This is a genomic window from Streptomyces sp. KL116D (genome assembly GCF_030766975.1).
Lineage (GTDB): Bacteria > Actinomycetota > Actinomycetes > Streptomycetales > Streptomycetaceae > Streptomyces > Streptomyces longispororuber_A.
The window spans coordinates 20576-35497 of record NZ_JASERH010000006.1; the positions used below are offsets into that span (position 1 = coordinate 20576).

The window sequence follows — 14922 nt, forward strand, 5'->3', positions numbered from 1 at the left end:
TCAGACGTCCCTGTGGCGTACGACGAGCAGGGCGAGCGCGACGGCCACCAGCGGCCAGACGGCGAACACCGTCCAGGCCCCGGCGACCGTCGCGCCGCCGTACGCCTCGGGACCCCAGCCGTAGAGCGTGACGAGCCGCTGCCAGGCGCTCTGCACCATCAGGTGGTCGATCCGCTGGACCCAGGGCTCGCGCGAGGAGAAGAACACCGGCAGCATCAGCAGCGTGAACGCGGTCCCGACCATCGTCGTGGCGCCGTGCCGCACCAGGGCTCCCAGGCCGAACCCGATGAGCGCGCACACCGGCGCGAGCAGCGCCGACGCGGCGACCGCCCGCAGCGCACCCGCGTCCGTGAGCGGCACCGCGGCGTCCCGGCCGGCCAGGATCCCCTGCGACACCGCGAACGAGCCCAGCGCGCAGACCAGACCCACCCCCGTCCACAGCAGCGCCGTCACCACCGCCTTCGCCAGCAGCACCGCACGCCGTGCGGGCACCGCGACCGTCGTCGTCCGGATCAGCCCGCTGCCGTACTCGCTGACGACGACGATCGCACCGACGCTGCCCGCCGCCAGCATCAGCGTCAGATACCCCTCCGCGGGGAACGCGTCGCCGAGCGACCACACGTGCTCCCGCTGGTCCCGCCCGCTGTAGTGCGGGTAGTTGCGGTAGTCGCCGTACGCGGCGAGGGCCGCGCTCGTCAGCACGGTCAGCGTGACCAGCGCGAGCACCCACGGCGTGGACCGCAGCGACCTGATCTTGATCCACTCGGCGGCGAGGAGGTCGCCGAAGCGCGCCCGCCCGGTCGCCGCGCTCATCGGGCGGCCCCCGCCGGGTACTCGACGTGGCCGGCGGTCAGTGCCATGAAGGCTTCCTCCAACGAGGCCGTACGGATGGTCAGTTCGTGCAGCACGACGCGGTGCGCGAGGGCGAGCGCGCCGATCCGGTCCGCGGGCAGCCCGGTCACGACCAGGCGCTCGGCCGACTCCGGCACCACCTCGGCGCCGGCCGCCGTGAGCCGCCGCGCCAGCTCCGCCGCGTCCGGGGAGCCCACGACGACGCTCAGCCGCTCGGCCCGCGCCGCGAACGCGCTCAGCGGCTCCGCCGCGACCAGCCGGCCCTGCCCGACGACGATCAACTCGTCCGCCGTGGACTGCATCTCGGACATCAGATGGCTCGACAGGAACACCGTGCGGCCCTCGTCGGCGAGCCGCCGGAACAGACCGCGCAGCCACAGCACGCCCTCCGGGTCCAGCCCGTTGAACGGCTCGTCGAACAGCAGGACCGGCGGGTCGCCGAGCAGCGCCGCCGCGACCCCGAGACGCTGTTTCATGCCCAGCGAGAAGCCGCCGATCCGGCGCTGCGCCGCCGCCCCGAGGCCGACCTCCGCGAGCACCTCGGACACCCGCCGCGCGGGCAGTCCGTTGCTGCGGGCGAGCGCGGCGAGATGGGCCTGCGCGGTCCGGCCGCCGTGCACCTGCTGCGCGTCGAGCAGGGCGCCGGCGTGCCGCAGGCCGCGCGGATGCGAGGCGAACGGCACCCCGTCCACCGTCGCCGTGCCGGCGGTCGGCGCGTCCAGGCCGAGCAGCACCCGCAGCGTCGTGGTCTTGCCCGCCCCGTTCGGTCCGAGGAACCCGGTGACGACCCCGGGCCGCACCGTGAAGGACAGGCCGTCGACGGCCGTCCTGCGGCCGTACCGCTTGGTGAGTTCGCTGACTTCGATCACGTACGCCACCGTGCCGCCGCGCGGCGCGGGCCCGCATCGGCCCACGGGATGCATCCCGTGGACGGATGCCGGGCGCGCACCCGCCCTCGTACGCTCACCTGTGTGAACGCAACCTCCTCCGCCCGGGGTGCCGCCGCCTGGTGCGGGCTCGTCCTGTACCCGCTCGCGGTGTCCCTGTCGCTGTTCGGCTCGTCGATGGTGCTGCCGTCGGTGCGCGCCCTGGGCGTGACCCTGTCGGCCGTGCTCCTGGTGGGGGTGGTGCGGCGAGCGCCGCTGTTCGGGCTCGTCGTGGCGCTGGCCGGCACCCTGCTCGCGGTCGCCGCGCAGCCCACGTACGGCCCCTTCGACGACTCGCGGCAGGCGAACCTGGTGGCGTTCGTCTCGGCCGACGTGGTGCTCGGGTATCTGATCGCCCGGGGGTCGCGCGGGACGGCGGTCGCCGGGATCGCGCTCTCCTTCGTCGCGCAGGCCGTCGGCATCGCGTTCTTCGCGCGTCCCGAGAACCAGATCGGGTTCGGCGTCGTCGCCCTGCTCGTCCTGCTCGTCGCGTGCATGGTCGGCCTGCTCGGACGGGAGCGGCGGCAGCACGCCGCGGCCCTGCGCGAGCAGGCCGTCGCCGAGGCCGTGACCGCCGAACGGCTGCGGATCGCACGGGAGTTGCACGACATGGTGTCCCACAGCATCGGCGTCATCGCGATCCAGTCGGGGGTCGCGAGCCGGGTCATCGAGACCCGGCCGAAGGAGGCGCGCGAGGCGCTGGAGGCCATCGAGACGACCAGCCGGGAGACGCTCCAGGGCCTGCGCCGCACCCTGGTCGCCCTGCGCCGCGCCGAACCCGGCGCCGCGCCCCTGACCCCCGCCACCGGCCTCGCCGACCTCGGCAGCCTCACCGAAGTCACCGCACGGGACGCGGGCGTGCACGTCGAGGTCGTCCGCAGCGGCGCGCAACGGCCGCTGCCCGCCGACGTCGACCTCGCGGCGTACCGGATCGTGCAGGAGTCCCTCACCAACGTCGTCCGGCACGCCGGCACCGACACGTGCCGGGTCCTGGTCTCGTTCGGCGACAGGGACCTGGCGCTGGAGATCGTGGACGCGGGGCGGGGCCCCGCGGCAGGATCACCGGGTACGGGGTTCGGGATCACGGGGATGGGGGAGCGGGTGAGCCTGCTGCACGGCGAGTTCAGCGCGGGGCCACGGCCGGAGGGCGGATTCCGGGTGGCGGCGCGGATCCCGCTGCCGGAGGCGGCGCGATGACGGAGATGACGGCGCAGACGGCGAAGAAGGTACGGGTGCTGCTCGTCGACGACCAGCCGCTGGTCCGCTCCGGGCTGCGCGTCCTCATCGCGGACACCGACGACCTGGACGTCGTCGGCGAGGCGGGCGACGGGGCGGAGGCGGTCGAACTGGCCGCGAGCCTGCGGCCCGACGTCGTCGTGATGGACATCAGGATGCCCGGCACGGACGGCATCGAGGCGACCCGGCGGATCATGGCGGGCGACAGCGGCAGCCGGGTGCTCGTGCTGACCACCTTCGACGAGGACGACTACGTGTACGGGGCGCTGCGCGCGGGCGCCAGCGGCTTCGCCGTGAAGGACATGCAGCTGGAGGAGATCCTCGCGGCGGTCCGGGTGGTCGCCGCCGGGGACGCCCTCATCGCGCCCGCCGTCACCCGCCGGCTGATCGCCGACTTCGTGGGACGCCCGGGACCGGAGGCCGCGCGCTCGCCGCGCCCCGTCGAGGGCGTCACGGAGCGGGAGCGGGAGGTGCTGACACTGGTCGGGCTCGGCCGCTCCAACCAGGAGATCGCCGAGGAGCTCTTCATCAGCGTCGCCACGACCAAATCGCACGTGGCCCGTCTGTTCACCAAGCTCGGCGCCCGGGACCGTGTGCAACTGGTCATCACCGCATACGAGTTGGGGCTCGTGACCCCGTCCCGCTGAGGGCTCCGCCGGGGCGGGCCCGCGCGCCCGCCCGTACTGCTCCCGGCCCGGGCGTCCGCCGGGCGGTACCCGTCGCCGTACACCCGCCAGGCGTACGGCGACCGGTGTGTCGGGGCACGGATGCGGCACCCCGGCGGCCGCTGCGGCCACGCTCGGACACCAACGCCCCCACACCCCTGGAGGACCTCCGTGCCGACGTCGTCCGTGCGCACCGGCGCAGCCGCCTTCGCCCTGCTGGCCGCGGGCGCGGCGGCCTGCGCGGCCCCCGCAGCCGAGAACGTTCCCGACGTCAGCGGTGCGGTCGGCACTCGGCCGGTGATCGCCGTGCCGGACCGGCCCGCCCCGGAAGGGGCCCGGACGAGCGTGCTGCACGAGGGGCCGGGCCCCGAGGTGAAGAAGGGGCAGGTCGTCGTCACCGACGTGGAGATGAGGAGCTGGGAGGGCAACAGGAAGCTCCTGTCGACCTGGGGCCTCACCCAGCCGACGACGGTCGCCTTCGACGGCGCGCACGGGCCGCGCGCCTGGGACCGGGCGCTCGTCGGCCGCCGGGCGGGCAGCCGGGTGCTGCTGGTCGGCCCGGCCGCGAGCGGTCTCGCGCCGCGCGACGTGGCGCCCGCCCGGGTCGCCGCCGGTGACCACGTGGTGCTCGTCTTCGACGTGATCGGCGGGTACGGCGTCGACCAGCGCATCCCGCCCGTCGATGCCGAGGCGCCGGGCGGGCCGGGGGGTGCGCGGGACGGGACGCCGGTCGTCGCCGTCCGGGCGGACCGGGCGCCCCAGGTGACCAGCTGGGGCCGGGGCGCGCCGCGCAGGCTCGACGTCCGCACGCTGGCCGAGGGCCGCGGACCGGTGCTGCAGCGGGGCGACGTCGCCGTCGTGCAGTACGCGTCCTGGGCGTGGGGGCAGCGGGCGCCGTACCGCTCCACGTACGCGGTGACCGGGCCGAACGGGTTCGTCGTCACCCCGGACGCGGTGCCGCCCGGGGTGTTCGAGGCGCTGCGCGGGGTGCGGGTCGGCAGCCGGGTGCAGATCGCCGTGCCCGCCCGCTACCGGCCCGGCTTCACCACGACCAGGGGCGGCGTCGCCGCGCCGGCCGGCCGGGCGGTCCTCTACGTCATGGAGGTCCTGGACCGCCAGGACCGCTGACGTCGCCCGCGACAGGTCCTACAGGGCGGTCAGGATGCGCGGCCCCGCGTCCGTGATCGCCACCGTGTGCTCGGCGTGCGCCGCGCGGGAGCCGTCGTTCGTGCACAGCGTCCAGCCGTCCGACGCCTCGTGGTAGCCGTCGGTGCCGCCGCCGATCAGCATCGGCTCGATGGCCAGGACCATGCCGTGGCGCAGCGGCATGCCGCGGCCCGGGCGTCCCTCGTTCGGCACCGACGGGTCCTCGTGCATCTGCCGCCCCACGCCGTGTCCGCCGAAGTCCTGCGGGACGCCGTACCCGCCCGCGCGGCAGACCGTGCCGACCGCGTGCGCGATGTCGCCGATCCGGTTCCCGACCACGGCCGCCGCGATGCCCGCCGCCAGGGCCCGCTCGGCGGTCTCGACGAGCGTGAGGTCCGCGGGGCGCGGGGTGCCGACCGTGAAGCTGACCGCGGAGTCGCCCACCCAGCCGTCCAGCCGGGCCCCGAAGTCGATGGAGACGAGGTCCCCGTCGCGCAGCCGGTACTTCGTGGGGATGCCGTGCACGATCGCGTCGTTCACGGACGTGCAGAGCACCGCGGGGAAGGGGGTCGTCGCGAAGGAGGGCCGGTAGCCGAGGAAGGGCGAGGTCGCGCCCGCGTCGCGCAGCACCTGGTGCGCCACCTCGTCGAGTTCCAGCAGGCTCACGCCCACGGCGGCGTGCTTGCGTGCGGCGGCCAGGGCCTGCGCCACGACACGGCCCGCCTCCCGCATCGCGTCGATCGATGTGTCCGTCTTCAGTTCCACCATGCCAATAACTATACCGGTATTTGAATCCGGTATAGGAATCGGTGCTCGGGTAGACTGTCGGCATGGTGCGAACCCCCTTGACCCCGGAAGAGCGCGAGCGCGGCGAGCGGCTCGGGCAGCTGCTGCGCTCGGCACGGCAGGAGCGCAGCATGACCGAGGTCGCCGCGGCCGCGGGCGTCTCGGTGGAGACGCTGCGCAAGATCGAGACGGGCCGGGCGCCGACACCGGCGTTCTTCACCGTCGCCGCCCTCGCCCGCGAGCTGGGCATCTCGATGGACGAGCTGGTGATCCGCTGCGCCCTGGTGCCCGCCTGACCGCGCGGCCGCGTGCGCATCACCGTGCGGCCGCGCGTGCCTGACCGTGCGGCCGCGTGCGCACCCCGGAAAAGCGGGCGTAGCAGCCCCGTAACACGGAGGGTGTTTCCTTCCGGAGCGTAGTGCTCCAGGGGTGCGGCGATCGGTGGGGGTGCGTCACGGACGGGGAACAACTCCCGGAACGGGCAAGGGAGTTCGCGATGTATCTGCGCGGACTCACCGCCCGGATCGACCAGGGAGCGGGCTGGTGCGGAGTCTTCTGGCAGCGTGATCCCGACGGCATGACGGCCTGTCTCGACGGGCGCGAGGTGCCGCCCTGGGACGTCGTCGAGGCGCTGCTCCAGGACCTCGCCGCGGCCCACGGCCCGGAGCGGGCGACGTGGGAGACCGGTCGGGCCAGGGCCCTGTACCGGGCGTCGGTGCGGGTGCACGACGCGGTGCCCGGCGGTCGCGAGGCGCTCGTCGGCCGGATCGACGTGATGACCCGCGAACAGCGCGGCGCCACCGACCGTCTGCGCGAACTGGCCGGCCGGCTCGACGCGGCGACCACCCTGGAGGAGGCCGACCCGGTCCGCCGGGACCTGGCCTGGGCGAGGGACGACTACGACCGGGCGACGGCTCGCGTGGCCGAACTCCGTTCGCGGCTGGCCGACTTGGGCGGCACGGAAGCGGCCCCGCCGACACCTCGGACCCGGGACGGGCGCGCGGACGCGGCCCCGGCCCCGGCCTCGCCCGCGAAGAAGCGCAAGCGCGGCGGTGCCCGCTTCGCCGGACTGCCGCAGGACGACACCCCCGTACCGCCCGTCCAGCCGTCAACTCCCGCACCGGAAGCGGACGTTGTCACACCGCGCGGAGCCCGCTTCGCCGGAGCCGAGCAGGACGTCGTCGTGGCCCCGCCCCCGCCGCAGGTGGACTCCATGACCCACGCCCGCATCGCCGCGACGGTGCACGCCCTCGTCCGGCACCGCACGGAGGGCAGGAGCGGCGACGCCCACATCGTGCTCGTCGACGCCGCCCACGGGCCCGCCGCCCACCTGCCGCCGCTCGCCGCCGAACTCCACCGCGCCGGGCTCGGCGCCGACTGGGCCACCCTGCTGTGGGAGGCGGCCTCCCTGCCGCCCGACCGGGTGGTCGACGCCGCCGACGCGCTCGCCGCCGCCGGTCGCGACGCCGACGCCCGCCAACTGCTCCGCCAGGGCGTCGCCCGGCCGCCCGCGGAGATGGGCGACGCGGTCGGCCTGCTGCACGCCGACGGCCGGCGGCGCGCCGCGCAGACCCTCCTCGACGCGTACGTGCGCAGCCGCACCCCCGAGGAGGCGGCCGCCAGCGCCCAGGTCGATCCCGGCCGGCTCGTCCCGCTGATCGCCGAAGCGGCGCGCGCCGTGTCGGGTGAGCGGTACCGGGACGTGGTGCACGCACTGCGCGTCGCGGGACTGACGGCCTGAGCCCCCGGCTCACCCGCACGAGTGTCGAAACGTGATCGATCCAGCGGGTTGACGACGATGGTCTTGGCAAGCCTTCCGGGTGGGCTTACGTTCGTCCCTCTACGGCCCGGTCTACGGGCGTAGAGGCTCAGGCAAAGGAGCGGATCGTGGCCCACGTCGTACGCGCCGCACTCGTCCAGGCCACCTGGACGGGCGACACCGAATCCATGATCGCCAAACACGAGGAACACGCCCGCGAGGCCGCCCGGCAGGGCGCGCGGGTGATCGGCTTCCAGGAAGTCTTCAACGCCCCCTACTTCTGCCAGGTCCAGGAGGCCGAGCACTACCGCTGGGCCGAGCCGGTACCGGACGGTCCGACCGTGACGCGGATGCGGGAACTCGCCCGCGAGACCGGCATGGTGATCGTCGTCCCCGTCTTCGAGGTCGAGCAGTCCGGCTTCTACTTCAACACCGCCGCCGTGATCGACGCCGACGGCTCCTACCTCGGCAAGTACCGCAAGCACCACATCCCGCAGGTCAAGGGCTTCTGGGAGAAGTACTACTTCAAGCCGGGGAACCTGGGCTGGCCGGTCTTCGACACCGCCGTCGGCCGCGTCGGCGTCTACATCTGCTACGACCGCCACTTCCCCGAGGGCTGGCGGCAGTTGGGCCTGAACGGCGCCCAGCTCGTCTACAACCCGTCGGCCACCAGCCGCGGCCTGTCCGCGTACCTGTGGCGCCTCGAACAGCCGGCCGCCGCCGTCGCCAACGAGTACTTCGTCGCCGCCATCAACCGCGTCGGCGTCGAGAGTTACGGCGACAACGACTTCTACGGCACGTCGTACTTCGTCGACCCGCGCGGACAGCTCGTCGGCGACGCCGCGAGCGACAAGACGGAGGAACTCCTCGTCCGCGACCTGGACTTCGGGCTCATCGACGAGGTCAGGCAGCAGTGGGCGTTCTACCGCGACCGCCGCCCCGACGCCTACGACGGCCTCGTCCAGCCGTGAACGCCACACCCAAGCCGTGACCGACGAAGGGATGCCGCACCCGTGAACCCCTCTCTGCACTCCCGCACCCGCGCCGTCCTTCCCGACTGGCTGGCGCTGTACTACGCCGACCCGATCGAGCTCACCCACGGCGAGGGCCGCCACGTCTGGGACGCCGACGGGAACAAGTACCTCGACTTCTTCGGCGGCATCCTCACCACGATGACCGCGCACGCCCTGCCGGAGGTGACGAAGGCGGTGAGCGAGCAGGCGGGCCGGATCATCCACTCCTCCACGCTCTATCTGAACCGCCCCATGGTCGAACTCGCCGAGCGCGTCGCCCGGTTGTCCGGCATCCCCGACGCCCGCGTCTTCTTCACCACGTCCGGCACCGAGGCCAACGACACGGCGCTGCTGCTGGCCACCGCGCACCGCCGCTCGAACCAGATCCTCGCGATGCGCAACAGCTACCACGGCCGCTCGTTCTCCGCGGTCGGCATCACCGGCAACAAGGGCTGGTCGCCGACGAGCCTGTCGCCTCTGCAGACGCTGTACGTGCACGGCGGCGTCCGCAGCCGCGGCCCGTACGCCGCCCTCTCCGACGCCGACTTCATCGAGGCCTGCGTCGCCGACCTGCGCGACGTGCTCGGCCAGACCCGCGGCGACGTGGCGGCGCTCATCGCCGAACCCGTCCAGGGCGTCGGCGGCTTCACCGCACCCCCCGACGGCCTGTACGCCCGCTTCCGTGACGTGCTCCAGGAGCACGGCATCCTCTGGATCGCGGACGAGGTGCAGACCGGCTGGGGCCGCACCGGCGAGCACTTCTGGGGCTGGCAGGCGCACGGCCAGTCCGGGCCGCCGGACATCCTCACCTTCGCCAAGGGCATCGGCAACGGCATGTCCATCGGCGGCGTCGTGGCCCGCGCCGAGGTCATGAACTGCCTCGACGCCAACTCCATCTCGACGTTCGGCGGCTCCCCGGTCACCATGGCCGCGGGCCTCGCCAACCTCTCCTACCTCCTGGAACACGACCTCCAGGGCAACGCGCGCCGGGTCGGCGGACTCCTCATCGAGCGCCTGCGGGCCATCGCGGCGAGCGCCTCCGTCGTACGGGAGGTGCGGGGCCGGGGCCTGATGATCGGCGTGGAACTGGCCGACCGGTCGCCCCGGGTCGCGGCGGCGGTCCTGGAGACCTGCCGGGAGAACGGGCTGCTGATCGGCAAGGGCGGCGGCCACGACACGAGTGTGCTCCGCATCGCGCCGCCGTTGTCGTTGACGGTGAGCGAGGCGGAGGAGGGCGCCGCGATCCTGGAACGGGCGTTGCGGAGCGTGTCGTAGACGTGCCCCCGCCCACGGGGCTCCGCCCCGGACCCCGCTCCTCAATCGCCGGAGGGGCTTGATCGACCCGCCCTCCAGGGGCGCGGGGAACTGCGCGACCAGCCACGACGAACCCGCACACGGCTGAGAGGCATGTGCCCACGGCGTGAATCCGCACCAGAGAGGAGGGCGGCCTCCATGCCGACCGCACCCGGCACCGAACACGCCCTGTCCGTACGCCAGATACTCGCCCTCGAACGCATCGCCGCCGGTGAGCCCGAGGTGGTCGCGGCGGCCGACCACCTCGACCGCCCCGTCCGCTGGGTGCACGTCGCCGAGGCGGCCGACGTCGGCGTCATGCTCAGCGGCGGCGAGATGGTGCTGACCACGGGCGTCCTGCTCGCGGGCGACCCGCACGCCAGGACCGAGTACATCAAGTCGCTGCACCGCGCGGAGGCCGCCGCACTCGTGCTCGGCCTCGGCCGCGCCTTCCCGTCCCCACCGGAGGACATGTGCCGCGCCGCCGAACGGCACGGCCTGCCCATGGTGGTCCTGCACCGCCCGTTCCCCTTCGCCGAACTCACCGAGGAGGTCCAGTCCCGGCTGGTGCGGCGGAAGTTCGCGGCCGTCAGCCTCTCCGAGGGCATCCGCACCGCGCTGACCGGACTCATCACCGCGGGCGCCCCGCTGCAGAGCCTGCTCGACGAGGTCGCCGCGCACAGCGCCTGCCCGGTCGTCGTCACCAACCTCGCCCACCGCGTCCTCGCCACCGCGGGCGAACGCCCCGCCGTCGACGACGTGCTGCGCGACTGGGACCGCATCGCCAGGCAGCCGGGCGGGGTCGACGGCGAGGGCTGGATCCGCGCCGACCTCGGCGGCCGCGGCGAACGCTGGGGCTCCGTCGTGCTGTGCGGGCACCGCGGCGACGGCGCGTCGGGGCGGCTGCTCGCCGACCGGGCCGCCGAGGCCCTCGTCCTGCACCGGATGCTGGCCGGCTCCGCCGCGAGCTGGGAGGAGCAGTCCGCGCAGTGCCTGCTCGCCGACCTGGTGTCCGGTGCCGTCCCGGCCCGCCAGCTGCTGCCCAGGGCCCGGGCCGCGGGCCTGCCCGTCAACCGCCGCACCTTCGTCCCCCTCGTCGTACGGGACGGGGAGCCCGCCCAACTCGACCGCGTAATGCGGCTGTTGGGGCTGCCGGGGCTGGTCGCCGAACTCGCCGAGAACTCCACCGCCGTGCTGCTCAGCCTCGCTCGCGACCAGGCCGCCGAGCCGCTCGCCGCCCACTTCGCCGCCCGGCTGCGCGCCGAGACGGGCCGGCCCGCGGTCGTCGCCGCCGCCCCCGCCCGCACCGGCTGGGAGGAGGTGCCCGACGGGCTGCGGGAGGCGCTGCACGTCGCCGACGCCGTCGCCGGATCACCGCTCGACCTGCCGGCCGTCGTCCGCCTCGGCGACGTACGGCTGCGCGGCCTGATGCGGCTGCTGCGCGACGACCCGCGCGTCCTGTCCTTCGCGGAACGGGAGCTGGACGGCCTGCTGTACGCCGACGACGCCGACGCGCTGCTGCCCGTGCTGCGCACCTACCTCGCCACCGGCCGCAACAAGTCACGGTCCGCCGAGCTGCACCACATGAGCCGCCCCGCCCTCTACCGCCGCCTGGAGGCCATCGAGGGACTGCTCGGCGTCGACCTCGACGACTTCGAGCAGGCCGCGTCCGTGCACATCGCGCTGCTCGCGCACGACGCACAGGAGACGTGACACGGTGGAACGACACCCGGCCCCGGACGTGACACGGTGCAACTCGGCCACCGCGTCCGGAATTCCTATCGTCGTGGGCACACCGAGCACCCCCGCAGCCTTCCGCAGGAGGTCCCGATGAGCCCCGTGATCCGCGCCGCGATCTTCCAGACCGCATGGACCGGCGACAAGGAATCCATGATCAAGGTGCACGAACAGGCCGTTCGTGACGCCGCCGCGCAGGGCGCCCAGGTCCTGTGCTTCCAGGAGCTGTTCTACGGCCCGTACTTCTGCCAGGTGCAGGACCCGAAGTTCTACGAGTACGCCGAGGCGATCCCCGACGGACCGATCGTGCGCCGCTTCCAGGAGCTGGCCCGCGAGCACGGCATCGTCCTCGTCCTGCCCATGTACGAGGAGGAGCAGCCGGGCGTCCTCTACAACACCGCCGCCGTGATCGACGCCGACGGCACCTACCTCGGCAAGTACCGCAAGACGCACATCCCGCAGGTGAAGGGCTTCTGGGAGAAGTTCTACTTCCGGCCGGGGAACAGCGGCTGGCCGGTCTTCGACACCGCCGTCGGCAAGATCGGCGTCTACATCTGCTACGACCGGCACTTCCCCGAGGGCTGGCGCGCGCTCGGCCTCGAAGGCGCCCAGATCGTCTTCAACCCCTCGGCCACCAGCCGCGGTCTGTCCCGCTACCTGTGGCAGCTCGAACAGCCGGCCGCCGCCGTCGCCAACGAGTACTTCGTCGGCGCCATCAACCGCGTCGGCGTCGAGGAGTACGGCGACAACGACTTCTACGGGACGTCGTACTTCGTCGACCCCGAGGGCCGGTTCGTGGGCGAGGTCGCCGACGACAAGGCGCCCGAACTCGTCGTCCGCGACCTCGACCTGGCCAAGCTGCGCGAGGTCCGCGACCGCTGGCAGTTCTACCGGGACCGCGCGCCGCAGGCGTACGAGCCCCTGACCCGCCCGTAGCAGTCCCCGTCCGTACCTGGAGGAGAGCATGAGCGCCGTCCGTACCGTCATCCGCGGCGGTCTCGTCGTCACCGCCGCCGACGAGATGCACGCCGACGTCCTCATCGAGGACGGCCGCGTCGTCGCCCTCGCGGCCACCGGCAGCGACACCGCCGCGTCCTGGACGGACGCGCGCACCATCGACGCGAGCCAGAAGTACGTCATCCCGGGCGGCGTCGACGCGCACACCCACATGGAGATGCCGTTCGGCGGCACCTACGCCGCCGACACCTTCGAGACGGGCACCAGGGCCGCCGCCTGGGGCGGCACGACCACCATCGTCGACTTCGCCATCCAGACGGTCGGCCACAGCCTGCGCGAGGGACTCGACGCCTGGCACGCCAAGGCCGACGGGCAGTGCGCCGTCGACTACGGCTTCCACATGATCGTCTCCGACGTGCACGAGGAGACGCTGAAGGAGATGGACCTGCTGGTGGCGGAGGGGGTCACCTCCTTCAAGCAGTTCATGGCCTACCCGGGCGTCTTCTACTCCGACGACGGGCAGATCCTGCGCGCCATGCAGCGGGCCGGGGAGAACGGCGGGCTGATCATGATGCACGCCGAGAACGGCATCGCGATCGACGTGCTCGTGGAACAGGCCCTGGCCCGCGGCGAGACCGACCCGCGCCACCACGGCGAGGTCAGGAAGGCGCTCCTCGAAGCGGAGGCCACGCACCGCGCGATCAAGCTGGCGCAGGTGGCGGGCGCGCCCCTGTACGTCGTGCACGTGTCGGCGCAGGAGGCCGTCGCCGAGCTGGCGCGGGCCCGCGACGAGGGCCTCCCGGTCTTCGGCGAGACCTGCCCGCAGTACCTGTTCCTGTCGACCGACAACCTCGCCGAGCCGGACTTCGAAGGCGCGAAGTACGTGTGCTCGACGCCGCTGCGCCCCAAGGAGCACCAGGCGGCGCTCTGGCGCGGACTGCGCACCAACGACCTCCAGGTCGTCTCCACCGACCACTGCCCGTTCTGCTTCACCGGCCAGAAGGAACTGGGCCGGGGCGACTTCTCGAAGATCCCCAACGGCATGCCGGGCGTCGAGAACCGGATGGACCTCCTGCACCAGGCGGTCGTCGACGGCCACATCTCGCGCCGCCGCTGGATCGAGATCGCCTGCGCCACCCCGGCCCGGATGTTCGGCCTCTACCCGAAGAAGGGCACCGTCGCGCCGGGCGCCGACGCCGACATCGTGATCTACGACCCGCACGCCGAGCAGACGGTCTCGGCGGACACCCACCACATGAACGTCGACTACTCCGCGTACGAGGGCAAGCGCCTGACCGGCCGCGTGGAGACCGTCCTCTCGCGCGGCGAACTCGTCATCACCGACCGGGAGTTCACCGGCCGGGCCGGACACGGCGCGTACACCCCGCGCGGCACCTGCCAGTACCTGAACTGAACCTGAACTGAGCAAGTGAGGGAACCCATCATGGACTTCGGACTCGTTCTGCAGACCGACCCGCCGGCCTCCGGGGTCGTGGACCTGATGAAGCGGGCGGAGGCGGCCGGCTTCAGCCACGGGTGGACGTTCGACTCGTGCGTGCTGTGGCAGGAGCCGTTCGTCATCTACAGCCGCATCCTCGCGGAGACCGAGCGCCTGATCGTCGGCCCGATGGTGACCAACCCGGGCACCAGGACCTGGGAGGTGACGGCCTCCACCTTCGCGACGCTCAACGACATGTACGGCAACCGGACCGTGTGCGGCATCGGCCGCGGCGACTCGGCGATGCGCGTCGCGGGGCGCAGCCCGAACACCCTCGCCAGGATCAGCGACGCCATGAAGGTGATCAGGGCCCTCGCGCGGGGCGACGAGGCGGACCTGGGCGGCGGCGCCGTGGTGCGGTTCCCGTGGGTGCGGCCCGGCGCCGAACTCCCCGTCTGGATGGCCGCGTACGGGCCCAAGGCCCTGAAGATGACCGGCGAGGAGGCCGACGGCTTCATCCTGCAGCTCGCCGACCCGTTCCTGACGGAGTGGATGGTCAAGGCGGTGCGGGACGCGGCCGCCGCGGCCGGCCGCGACCCGTCGGCGGTGAAGATCTGTGTCGCCGCCCCGGCCTACGTCACCGACGACGACTCGCCCGAGGCGCTCGCCCACGCCCGTGAGCAGTGCCGCTGGTTCGGCGGCATGGTCGGCAACCACGTCGCCGACCTGGTCGCCAAGTACGGCGCGCACTCCGGCATGGTCCCCGACGAGCTCACCGAGTACATCAAGGCCCGCGAGGGCTACGACTACGCGCACCACGGCCGCTCCGGCAACCCGGACACCGCCTTCGTGCCCGACGAGATCGTGGACCGGTTCTGTCTGATCGGCCCGGCCTCCGCCCACATCGAGAAGCTGCGCGCGCTGCGGGAGCTGGGCGTCGACCAGTTCGCCGTGTACGCGATGCACGACGCGAAGGAGGCGGTGATCGACCGGTACGGCCGGGACGTCATGCCCGCGCTGAGCACCGTATGAACAGCGACCCCACCGGTTTAACAACACCCCCACACAGCACGGCAGTTCACGGCATCCGCACGGCCGCCTTCCCCCGTCCTCC

General features: G+C 73.3%; 14 protein-coding genes. 11 read left to right on the plus strand and 3 right to left on the minus strand.

Features of this window, described 5'->3' with window-relative positions; genetic code table 11:
- Both RBJ77_RS01755 and RBJ77_RS01760 read right to left on the minus strand, forming a co-directional pair.
- On the minus strand, positions 1-813 hold the full coding sequence (locus RBJ77_RS01755) for an ABC transporter permease (RefSeq protein WP_372343337.1): 813 nt from the start codon (positions 811-813) through the stop codon (positions 1-3).
- Positions 810-1721, minus strand: a complete 912-nt coding sequence (locus tag RBJ77_RS01760; protein ID WP_372343338.1) for an ATP-binding cassette domain-containing protein — start codon at positions 1719-1721, stop codon at positions 810-812. Before RBJ77_RS01760 ends, RBJ77_RS01755 begins: the two co-directional genes overlap by 4 nt.
- Before the next feature lie 102 nt (positions 1722-1823).
- Between RBJ77_RS01760 and RBJ77_RS01765 the strand changes: the two genes are divergently transcribed.
- The 3 genes from RBJ77_RS01765 to RBJ77_RS01775 all read left to right on the plus strand — a co-directional run bounded on the left by RBJ77_RS01765 (position 1824) and on the right by RBJ77_RS01775 (position 4807).
- Positions 1824-2975, plus strand: a complete 1152-nt coding sequence (locus tag RBJ77_RS01765) for a sensor histidine kinase (RefSeq protein ID WP_372343339.1) — start codon at positions 1824-1826, stop codon at positions 2973-2975.
- A 5-nt stretch (positions 2976-2980) separates the two neighbouring features.
- Positions 2981-3661 (plus strand): response regulator, encoded by a 681-nt coding sequence (locus RBJ77_RS01770; RefSeq protein WP_372343378.1) that lies wholly within the window; start codon positions 2981-2983, stop codon positions 3659-3661.
- Positions 3662-3850: 189 nt separating this feature from the next.
- Positions 3851-4807 carry an FKBP-type peptidyl-prolyl cis-trans isomerase gene (locus RBJ77_RS01775; RefSeq protein ID WP_372343340.1) on the plus strand — a complete coding sequence of 319 codons (957 nt, stop codon included), beginning with the start codon at positions 3851-3853 and terminating at the stop codon, positions 4805-4807.
- An 18-nt stretch (positions 4808-4825) separates the two neighbouring features.
- Here RBJ77_RS01775 and map read toward each other — a convergent pair whose 3' ends face one another.
- Positions 4826-5593, minus strand: coding sequence for a type I methionyl aminopeptidase (gene map / locus RBJ77_RS01780; RefSeq protein ID WP_372343341.1), 768 nt, complete (start codon positions 5591-5593; stop codon positions 4826-4828).
- A 62-nt stretch (positions 5594-5655) separates the two neighbouring features.
- Between map and RBJ77_RS01785 the strand changes: the two genes are divergently transcribed.
- The 8 genes from RBJ77_RS01785 (at position 5656) to RBJ77_RS01820 (ending at position 14840) form a co-directional block, all read left to right on the plus strand.
- Positions 5656-5907 (plus strand): helix-turn-helix domain-containing protein, encoded by a 252-nt coding sequence (locus RBJ77_RS01785; protein ID WP_255967199.1) that lies wholly within the window; start codon positions 5656-5658, stop codon positions 5905-5907.
- A gap of 200 nt (positions 5908-6107) precedes the next feature.
- Positions 6108-7352, plus strand: a complete 1245-nt coding sequence (locus RBJ77_RS01790; RefSeq protein ID WP_372343342.1) for a hypothetical protein — start codon at positions 6108-6110, stop codon at positions 7350-7352.
- A gap of 146 nt (positions 7353-7498) precedes the next feature.
- Complete coding sequence (locus RBJ77_RS01795; protein ID WP_372343343.1) at positions 7499-8341, plus strand: nitrilase-related carbon-nitrogen hydrolase; 843 nt, start codon at positions 7499-7501, stop codon at positions 8339-8341.
- 42 nt (positions 8342-8383) lie between these two features.
- Positions 8384-9658 (plus strand): aspartate aminotransferase family protein, encoded by a 1275-nt coding sequence (locus tag RBJ77_RS01800; RefSeq protein ID WP_372343344.1) that lies wholly within the window; start codon positions 8384-8386, stop codon positions 9656-9658.
- Positions 9659-9835: 177 nt separating this feature from the next.
- On the plus strand, positions 9836-11389 hold the full coding sequence (locus RBJ77_RS01805) for a PucR family transcriptional regulator (protein ID WP_372343345.1): 1554 nt from the start codon (positions 9836-9838) through the stop codon (positions 11387-11389).
- 117 nt (positions 11390-11506) lie between these two features.
- Positions 11507-12349, plus strand: coding sequence for a nitrilase-related carbon-nitrogen hydrolase (locus RBJ77_RS01810; protein WP_372343346.1), 843 nt, complete (start codon positions 11507-11509; stop codon positions 12347-12349).
- 28 nt (positions 12350-12377) lie between these two features.
- A complete protein-coding gene (gene hydA / locus RBJ77_RS01815; RefSeq protein ID WP_372343347.1) occupies positions 12378-13784 on the plus strand; it encodes a dihydropyrimidinase in 1407 nt (468 codons plus the stop codon).
- Between the two features lie 30 nt (positions 13785-13814).
- Positions 13815-14840 carry a TIGR03842 family LLM class F420-dependent oxidoreductase gene (locus RBJ77_RS01820; RefSeq protein WP_372343348.1) on the plus strand — a complete coding sequence of 342 codons (1026 nt, stop codon included), beginning with the start codon at positions 13815-13817 and terminating at the stop codon, positions 14838-14840.
- The last annotated feature ends 82 nt before the right edge of the window (positions 14841-14922 follow it).

What these genes read in the sequence shown, in the direction of transcription:
- RBJ77_RS01755 (WP_372343337.1), bottom strand. Translation starts at nt 813, where the DNA reads ATGAGCGCGGCGACCGGGCGGGCGCGCTTCGGCGACCTCCTCGCCGCC.
- RBJ77_RS01770 (WP_372343378.1), top strand. Translation starts at nt 2,981, where the DNA reads ATGACGGCGCAGACGGCGAAGAAGGTACGGGTGCTGCTCGTCGACGAC.
- map (WP_372343341.1), bottom strand. Translation starts at nt 5,593, where the DNA reads ATGGTGGAACTGAAGACGGACACATCGATCGACGCGATGCGGGAGGCG.
- RBJ77_RS01785 (WP_255967199.1), top strand. Translation starts at nt 5,656, where the DNA reads ATGGTGCGAACCCCCTTGACCCCGGAAGAGCGCGAGCGCGGCGAGCGG.
- RBJ77_RS01790 (WP_372343342.1), top strand. Translation starts at nt 6,108, where the DNA reads ATGTATCTGCGCGGACTCACCGCCCGGATCGACCAGGGAGCGGGCTGG.
- RBJ77_RS01805 (WP_372343345.1), top strand. Translation starts at nt 9,836, where the DNA reads ATGCCGACCGCACCCGGCACCGAACACGCCCTGTCCGTACGCCAGATA.
- RBJ77_RS01810 (WP_372343346.1), top strand. Translation starts at nt 11,507, where the DNA reads ATGAGCCCCGTGATCCGCGCCGCGATCTTCCAGACCGCATGGACCGGC.
- hydA (WP_372343347.1), top strand. Translation starts at nt 12,378, where the DNA reads ATGAGCGCCGTCCGTACCGTCATCCGCGGCGGTCTCGTCGTCACCGCC.
- RBJ77_RS01820 (WP_372343348.1), top strand. Translation starts at nt 13,815, where the DNA reads ATGGACTTCGGACTCGTTCTGCAGACCGACCCGCCGGCCTCCGGGGTC.